Raw genomic sequence first — 7322 nt, 5'->3', positions numbered from 1 at the left:
AGGAAATACAGCGCCCCTTATTTTTCGGCGGTGATTTCCGCTGAAAACATTTTCTGAAAATAAAAAAAATATGAGTTTTTAATCATTTAAATAGTCTGATTTATCATTTTATTTTCATTTAGTTTAGACGTGCCACTTCCTTTATCGCAATTGGTATATTCCAATTTATTCATGTACTCCCTTTGATGCTGCTGGTTATTCTTGGTGATACACGAGATGGTCTACCTGTTGCTTGCGGAATAATTGATTCTTCAGGTATTTGATAGATGACGTTTGAAAGGAACGATTCTCATTTCAATCAGAATGAAATCAAAACATCTTTCCAATGTGAAATTTAAAAAACTGTTCGCTTTACAAAAGGGAACAAATGTTTGTATGATATATGTGAGAGGTGATTGTGATGGGTATGATACAACCCTATGAGGATCGAAAAAAATTAAAGTGGCAAGGTTTTTTTCTTTCCGAGCATACAACAGAAATCGATACAGAAATCTTACGACAGTTTCACTGCCCGCCGAAAGAAGCACTCACATCAGAAGAAATCAATCAGTGCTTATTTGAAGCGATGAAAAAAAACCGAACGGTGGCGATCCAACGAGAAGAAGTCGACCAAGAGGGTCACTATCCCCCAGATATCATCGGCAAAATCAGCGGCTACGATTCCCTCGGTATCTATTTATGCGGGGAAACAACGGAGAAGATCCATTATGATGAAATTCGCCATGCGGCATTTTTTGAAGAAAAGAAATGGTTTGATGTAGAAGGATAAACACGAAGTCTATTGAAAGGAATGATTGATCTTGGAAACAATGAAAGGGACTGTCTCAAAAATCAAAATGTTGTCTTTTGCTGCGCCTCCCCTCCTTCGTTTTACGATCGGTACGACCAATTGCCTGATTGGCAAGCATAGCTTGAACTTCTTAGGCGATGTTGAGGAAGGGATGTATGTCGTTGTTGGTGGACAATGGAATGCACGGAAACAATTTGTGGTCCACAAATACGCCGTTTATGGCAAAACGCGCATCATGCTGGATATAGATCATTACCAACAACCTGCAAAGGTGGAACAATCATGAGAGCCCGAGATTTACTGACCGCTTTATCTAATGGTTTTGAGCCGGAGACATTGAGGGGTATATATTTACAATATCAAAAGAACCTGGTTCCCTTCACCACTATAGCTGTCGATAGCCACGGTGAGCTGATTTTATTTTTTGAGCCAAACAAACCAGCGTTAGCACTAAAAGAATTATATACCCAATTGATGTTGCACAAAAATTTGACCTTGCGTTACTGGGATGGCGAGCAAACACAGAAAGTCTACGGGTTTCGCGAAGAAGAAGGAAAAATCATCTTCTAATAGTCTATGTATGCTGACTCTCGACAATCAATAGTCAATCCAGTATGCTATAAGAAAACCAGAAAGGGGTCTGTACATGGCTAGACAACAGATCACAGAAATCAGTTTTGCAAAAGTCTATCCTCTCTACATTGCTAAGGCCGAAAGAAAACAACGGACCAAAGCGGAAGTCGATGCAATCATCTATTGGCTGACTGGTTACGACGAAGCAGGTATCGAAAAGCAAGTGGCCAACGCAGTATCGATGGCTGCCTTTTTCGCACAAGCCCCTGAATTAAACCCGGATAGAAAAATGATCACTGGCGTGATTTGCGGGATTCGTGTAGAAGAGATTCAAGAACCAATGGTACAAGAGATTCGATATTTAGATAAGTTGATCGATGAATTGGCAAAAGGAAAAACCATGGAGAAGATCTTACGGTGATTTTGCTAGATAGATTGCTAGAAATGATTGTTTTCCTTAGAAAAAACAGCTATACTCAAACTACCTTGGCAGGGGCATACGCCTAAAACACCCTCACTACGTGTACCAACGTAGTGAGGGTGGCTTTTTGTGTAATAGCTTACGACAGCTTGGCATGTTTTTAAAGCAGATGCCCCAACAAGGCATTCACAGATACAAAATAGATAAACAAACCAGCGATATCTTTGATTGAGGTAATGATTGGTGCTGATCCGGCTGCTTGGTCGATGTTTAATTTAATCAAAACAAATGGAACCAAGAAACCCAATGCTGCAGCCAACGTCATTGCAAAGACCAGTGAAATGCCGACGGCGACACCAAGCATCGGAATGCCTTGCCAAACAGCTGCTGCAACACCGGAAATCACACCAACGATCAATCCCAAACTGAATCCGATCCAAACTTCTTTCAAAAAGTATTTTGTAAATGAAGCAAGTTCGATATGGCCCAATGACATCCCTCGGACAAAGACTGTAGATGACTGGGTGCCGACGTTGCCTCCCATATCCATGATCAAAGGAATAAAAATAGCGACAGCTGCGACAGATTCAAGTGTTTGCTCAAATTCATCGATCACGACACCAGCTAACAAACCAGCAATCAATGTGATCACTAAGAAAGGCAAGCGGACCTTCCAAATTTGCCAAACAGTTCCATTGATCAAGACATTGCTTCGATCCGCTTCATTGGAAGCGACGTCCGCTAAACCGGCTTGGTTGAACATGTCTTCCGTTGTCTCATGTTCAAGAACATCAATGGCATCATCGACGGTCATGATCCCGACAATACGTGATTCACGATCCACGACGGGCATAGCGATGACATCAATTTCATTCAGCAACCGAGCTGCTTCTTCTTGATCCGTATCCGTCGACACGTAAATTACTTCATGGGACATAATGTCAGCAATCCGCTCTTCGCCACGGGCAATCAAAAGTTCTTTTAAAGTTAAAACACCAAGCAACGTTTTTGTTTGATCCGTGACATACAATGTATAGATTGTTTCTTTTTCGTTGGCCTGCAAGCGAACTTTCGCCAAGGCCTGGTCAACCGTCATCTCTTTCTTTAACGTAATAAATTCTGGCGTCATCAAACGTCCCGCTGTTTCTCGTTCATAACCTAAGAGCAGATTCGTTGTATCCCTTTCAGAAGCGCTCAGAGATTGCAGTAGTTTTTTTGTGACGCTGGCTGGCAGCTCGTCAAGTAGACGAACCCGAACATCCGGGGCCATATCGTTGAAGAATTCCATTGCTCCTTCATCGGTAAAAGAACGCAACAGATGATGTTGAGCCGTAGGTTGCAGTGCTTCGAATAGTGCCAGTGCTTTGTCCTTTGGCAGCAAACGGAAAACAATGACTTTTTCATTGGCTGTCAAAGGTGTAAACATCTGTAATAATGGCAATTCCTCGACTGTTAAGAGATATGTCTTTAACGCTTCGGTATTGTTTGCATGCAAATGTTGTAGCAGTGTTTCTTCCACCTGGATCATCTCCTTTTCTACAATGGACCTTATGATCCTAAAAAATCATCTTTGATTCATAGTCTTTCCTCAAGTATCGTAGCTTGATCCCATTCAGTCAAGTAACTGAACTATCAGCGATATGCTCGTTACATACGTTGCCGTTTGTGAATGAGCCATAATGCTTGCAAGAGCAGGAACCCGTTGATAAGCATGAGAATATAAATCGGTGCCCATACCGAGAAATTGAACGGCGCAGCTGTTAATGCTATCATGAGCCGACTATTGTTCATGTCACTGAAGGGACTCAGTATATGCCAATGCCCTGCCGAATCACTACCCAAAAAAGGCTCTTTGATCAATACAATGATTGCTGCTAGAAAAATAAGCTGTTTCCACGATTTGCGCACAAATAATGAGGTAGTAAAACTGATCAAGGATAAAAACGTAACGATACACAATAAATACATAAAAATATAAAACAAGTAACGCGATGTCTCAATTGCGAACACTTGCAGAGGACCACGATAAATGATCACTGGGTAATGCAAGTGACCAAAGCCAGTAAACAAAGTACCAATACCCAAGAATGCCAAAACAGCCATACAAAATGATCCTATCATATACAACCACCCGCAACAAAACTTATTCAGTCCTTTGCGGATGGGATGCATCGGTATGATATTTAAGAAATGAATGGTTCCAGTTCGCTTTTCTTGTCCGAAAATAAATGTAAAACCTAAAGAAAATATGCATAGAATGATCACGCTCGGCATATTTTGCACCCAAGTTATAAAGAATGACAAAGCAGATGCCGCAAGAAAAGAATCGTTGACTGGTCGTACTTCTGGATGTGCCAGCAAATAAGCCAATTCTACCTGCCTCTGCCGCAATACCTGCGCACTTCTTGGATCAATGTGTAACGCCCCCGTATACAATAAATCCTGTGTAATGATTCTTTCTTCAATGGCCAACATGTTTTCTTTATCCAACAATTCATCTGCTTCTAGCCAGTGGCTGACCAGCGTATTTCGCTCTGTCAAGTAAAGCAGGTCCGTCTCCTGCATGCTGACACCTGATAAACCTGCTTCAATTTCCCGCCCATGAATCAACTGTTGTTGCCAGAATGCTGTTTCAGATGTCTCTGAAAATCGATGTGTAAACAATTGAAACAAGAAAGGCAGCATCAAAAGAATAAAAAAAACCAGAAACGGCAAGCTGGAAAATTTATGTTTGATCAATTGCCGCCATTCTCGTGTCATATCTCTTCTCCTTGTCTTGGTTTGGCAGGATAGAAATGATGATAGATCGTCATCAAATCTTCATCCGGCTGAGCGATATAGGCAATCTGTCCCTGATGTAAGAAAAATACGCGATGACATAGTTCGGAAAGACCATATAAGCTCGACGTAGTAAATAAAACCGTTTTGCCGTTTTTTTGAAGATAAACCAATAACTTTTTTAATGCCGCTTTATTGCGCAGATGCAACGTCAATAGTTCGTTAAACATCATGACTGGACAATCGCTCATTACATACAGTGCCATCATTACCTGAACCTTTTGCTCGCGAGACAATTGGTTAAGTCGTTTGTTGAGATGCGGCGTCAGTGCAAACATATGACTGACAACAGCCATATCTTTCGTTGAACACCATTCTTTCTTGACCATAGCCAGATGGTGTTTGACTGTTAAGTCACCAGACAAATGCCGTGGCGATTCTATATAAAAGATTGATTTTAGAAAAGATTGCCGGTTTTGTGTGAGGGATAGAGAATGAATCTTGATCGCACCTTTACGTAAAGGGAGCAGGCCAACGATGCCTTGAAGCAACGTTTTTTTTCCAACGCCTACCGGACCCACGATCGCACATATTTCCCCCGGATTCAATTGGAATGTCAAATTTTTGATCGTAGGTTCTTTATATCGACGTAGTTCTATTTTTTTACAAGTCAACATGCTGCATTTCGTCTCCCCTCACAAACAAATAAACGCTGAATGAATCAGTTTTTTTCAATGATATGTATTTCTTTTATTCCCCTTCATAATCATCCTATCCTATTGCACATTTTTTATCAATAAAAATTAAAACCACGGAACTATTTTTTGTTTTAAGATAAATTAACGACACTGATAGACGCATGAGGAATAAAATTGGATCAATGTGAATATTCCTATTTGATTCTGGCAAAAATGTTATATAATAAACCGAGGTTAAAGAAAAAAGTAAAGGATAGCGATATGAAAAAAAAGAAACGTTCTATACGCAGTTTGGTCGTAGTTGGTCTGATCGGTCTAGCGATTTGGGGGCAGCAGACCTTCTTCTCACCTTCCGAAGAAACGCAATCTACTTTCAGTGCTGCTGAGTCAGAGCTGGCCCAACTGGATTATGATGGCATACAGACGATCGAAGTAAACAACAACCAACCTACCTTTTCTCAAGCGGCTCTCTCTACATCAGAAGGTGCTTGGGCGCGTTATGGCGACTTAGATTCTCTCAACCGGGCAACCTCGGCTGAGGCAATGTTGAATCAGTCACTGATGCCGACAGAAAAACGTGGCGATATTTCAAGTGTCAAACCAACTGGATGGCGCAACAAAGAGTTGCCTAGCGGTAGCTACTTATATAATCGGACGCATTTGATTGGTTTTGCTTTAGCGGGTGAAAATGCCAACTGGAAAAACTTGATCACGGGTACTAGTCAATTGAACAACCCTGAGATGCTGCGATTTGAAATGGATATCAATCATTACCTAAAACAAAATACCAGTCATTATGTCCGTTATGCCGTTACCCCCATTTATCGCGGGGAGGAATTAGTTGCTCGAGGGGTTCAAATGCAAGCCCAATCGATCGGTGATGATACGATTCAGTTCAATATCTATATCTTCAATATCCAAGATGGTGTCACCATCAACTATCAAGATGGCACAAGCAGTCTAAAATCTCAGAAGACAACTTCAAAGACAAGTCAGGAATCAACAGATACGTCCGCCAAAGCTAAAAGTGATACGCCGGCTGATCAAGTGACTTATATTGATAAACAAGGCAATGGGTTGATCAAAGGGTCAAAAAGCGGCATCTATCATGTGCCGGGATCAGCCTATTATGAGGATACAACCAATCCGAAAGAGTGGTTTAAAACGATCGCCGAAGCCAAAGCTGCTGGTTACCGTGCGCCAAAATAAAAAAGCCAACTGGCTTTTTTATTTTGGCCATAAGCAAATCTACTCACTCACTTTGAACGGCCATGAGTTCTGATTCTTTCACTTCAGATACATAAGCCCGTCCTTTATCCGTAAAGCGCAAACCGCGGGATTGAAAACGGCGCTCACGGTAAAGCAACCCCTTTTTTTCCAACCGAACCAAATGACGGTGGATCAGTGATGTCGTCTTGATTCCTTCATTGGCACAAATTTCTCTGACAGTAGGTGAACAACCTTGTTCTCGCATGTAGCTATCAATAAATACAATGATTCGATCTCTTCGTAACATACAGTGTCCCCTTTCTACTAGATAGTCATATTTGATCCCTAACGATACATATTTCAAACACGATATTGTCTTTTGGTAACAGTATAAAGCAGAAATTACCCATGAACAACAGTTTTTTCTATTCGGTGCTACTTTTCATCGCATTTCAATTCTTTAGCCCGTATCATAAAATTAACAAATGAATGAAACGAGGAACACACATGAGTTTTGGCGAAAATCTAAAAAAATTTCGTGAAGAAAAACAACTTGGCGTCAATCAATTGGCGCTGAAATCAGGGGTAAGCGCAGCCCAGATTTCTCGTTTTGAAAACGGTAAACGAAAGACTGCCCATATCGAAACCGCCAAAAAATTAGCAGATGCCCTTTCAGTTCCCTTAGCATTGCTGATCGGTGAACCTGTTTATTATTCTTCTGACGAGTTAAACGAAAAACAACAAAAAATAGTCAGTATGGTCGATGAGTCCATGTCCGAAGAAGAAGTAGCCGATATTCTTGATTATATTGATTTTATCAAATTAAAACGAAAAAAGAGTCAAAAATAACTAT

Annotated in this window: 10 protein-coding genes; 6 read left to right on the top strand and 4 right to left on the bottom strand. The window is 40.9% G+C overall.

Annotated features, from left to right (window positions below; all coding sequences use genetic code 11):
- Nucleotides 1–400 precede the first annotated feature (400 nt).
- The 4 genes from A5886_RS07540 to A5886_RS07525 all read left to right on the top strand — a co-directional run bounded on the left by A5886_RS07540 (nt 401) and on the right by A5886_RS07525 (nt 1784).
- Complete coding sequence (locus A5886_RS07540) at nt 401–769, top strand: hypothetical protein (protein WP_086274386.1); 369 nt, start codon at nt 401–403, stop codon at nt 767–769.
- A gap of 31 nt (nt 770–800) precedes the next feature.
- Entirely contained in the window at nt 801–1076 is a 276-nt protein-coding gene (locus A5886_RS07535; RefSeq protein WP_086274385.1) for a hypothetical protein, read from the top strand.
- A complete protein-coding gene (locus A5886_RS07530) occupies nt 1073–1360 on the top strand; it encodes a hypothetical protein (protein ID WP_086274384.1) in 288 nt (95 codons plus the stop codon). The genes A5886_RS07535 and A5886_RS07530 overlap by 4 nt, the downstream gene beginning before the upstream one ends.
- A gap of 76 nt (nt 1361–1436) precedes the next feature.
- Nucleotides 1437–1784, top strand: coding sequence for a DUF2200 domain-containing protein (locus A5886_RS07525; RefSeq protein WP_086274383.1), 348 nt, complete (start codon nt 1437–1439; stop codon nt 1782–1784).
- Nucleotides 1785–1944: 160 nt separating this feature from the next.
- Here the strand turns inward: A5886_RS07525 and mgtE are convergent, their stop codons facing one another.
- The 3 genes from mgtE to A5886_RS07510 form a co-directional block, all read right to left on the bottom strand.
- Nucleotides 1945–3312, bottom strand: coding sequence for a magnesium transporter (mgtE, locus tag A5886_RS07520; protein WP_256926171.1), 1368 nt, complete (start codon nt 3310–3312; stop codon nt 1945–1947).
- Nucleotides 3313–3431: 119 nt separating this feature from the next.
- A complete protein-coding gene (locus tag A5886_RS07515) occupies nt 3432–4544 on the bottom strand; it encodes a hypothetical protein (protein WP_086274382.1) in 1113 nt (370 codons plus the stop codon).
- Entirely contained in the window at nt 4541–5239 is a 699-nt protein-coding gene (locus A5886_RS07510; RefSeq protein ID WP_086274381.1) for an ATP-binding cassette domain-containing protein, read from the bottom strand. The genes A5886_RS07515 and A5886_RS07510 overlap by 4 nt, the downstream gene beginning before the upstream one ends.
- A 282-nt stretch (nt 5240–5521) precedes the next feature.
- Between A5886_RS07510 and A5886_RS07505 the strand changes: the two genes are divergently transcribed.
- Nucleotides 5522–6469, top strand: a complete 948-nt coding sequence (locus tag A5886_RS07505) for a DNA/RNA non-specific endonuclease (RefSeq protein ID WP_086276014.1) — start codon at nt 5522–5524, stop codon at nt 6467–6469.
- A gap of 43 nt (nt 6470–6512) precedes the next feature.
- Here A5886_RS07505 and A5886_RS07500 read toward each other — a convergent pair whose 3' ends face one another.
- Nucleotides 6513–6776: a LexA family protein gene (locus tag A5886_RS07500; RefSeq protein WP_086274380.1), complete on the bottom strand. Its 264-nt coding sequence runs from the start codon at nt 6774–6776 to the stop codon at nt 6513–6515.
- Between the two features lie 200 nt (nt 6777–6976).
- On the opposite strand from A5886_RS07500, the gene A5886_RS07495 reads away from it, so the two are divergent.
- Complete coding sequence (locus tag A5886_RS07495) at nt 6977–7318, top strand: helix-turn-helix domain-containing protein (protein ID WP_086274379.1); 342 nt, start codon at nt 6977–6979, stop codon at nt 7316–7318.
- The last annotated feature ends 4 nt before the right edge of the window (nt 7319–7322 follow it).

The sequence above is a fragment of the Candidatus Enterococcus testudinis genome, assembly GCF_002140915.1.
GTDB classification, from domain to species: domain Bacteria; phylum Bacillota; class Bacilli; order Lactobacillales; family Enterococcaceae; genus Enterococcus_D; species Enterococcus_D testudinis.
Note: the sequence above shows the minus strand (reverse complement) of the source record. Positions and strands in the feature narration are given on the sequence as shown.

Coding starts and splice junctions, on each gene's coding strand:
- A5886_RS07540 (WP_086274386.1), top strand. CDS start 401: ATGGGTATGATACAACCCTATGAGGATCGAAAAAAATTAAAGTGGCAA.
- A5886_RS07530 (WP_086274384.1), top strand. CDS start 1,073: ATGAGAGCCCGAGATTTACTGACCGCTTTATCTAATGGTTTTGAGCCG.
- A5886_RS07525 (WP_086274383.1), top strand. CDS start 1,437: ATGGCTAGACAACAGATCACAGAAATCAGTTTTGCAAAAGTCTATCCT.
- mgtE (WP_256926171.1), bottom strand. CDS start 3,312: ATGATCCAGGTGGAAGAAACACTGCTACAACATTTGCATGCAAACAAT.
- A5886_RS07515 (WP_086274382.1), bottom strand. CDS start 4,544: ATGACACGAGAATGGCGGCAATTGATCAAACATAAATTTTCCAGCTTG.
- A5886_RS07510 (WP_086274381.1), bottom strand. CDS start 5,239: ATGTTGACTTGTAAAAAAATAGAACTACGTCGATATAAAGAACCTACG.
- A5886_RS07505 (WP_086276014.1), top strand. CDS start 5,522: ATGAAAAAAAAGAAACGTTCTATACGCAGTTTGGTCGTAGTTGGTCTG.
- A5886_RS07500 (WP_086274380.1), bottom strand. CDS start 6,776: ATGTTACGAAGAGATCGAATCATTGTATTTATTGATAGCTACATGCGA.
- A5886_RS07495 (WP_086274379.1), top strand. CDS start 6,977: ATGAGTTTTGGCGAAAATCTAAAAAAATTTCGTGAAGAAAAACAACTT.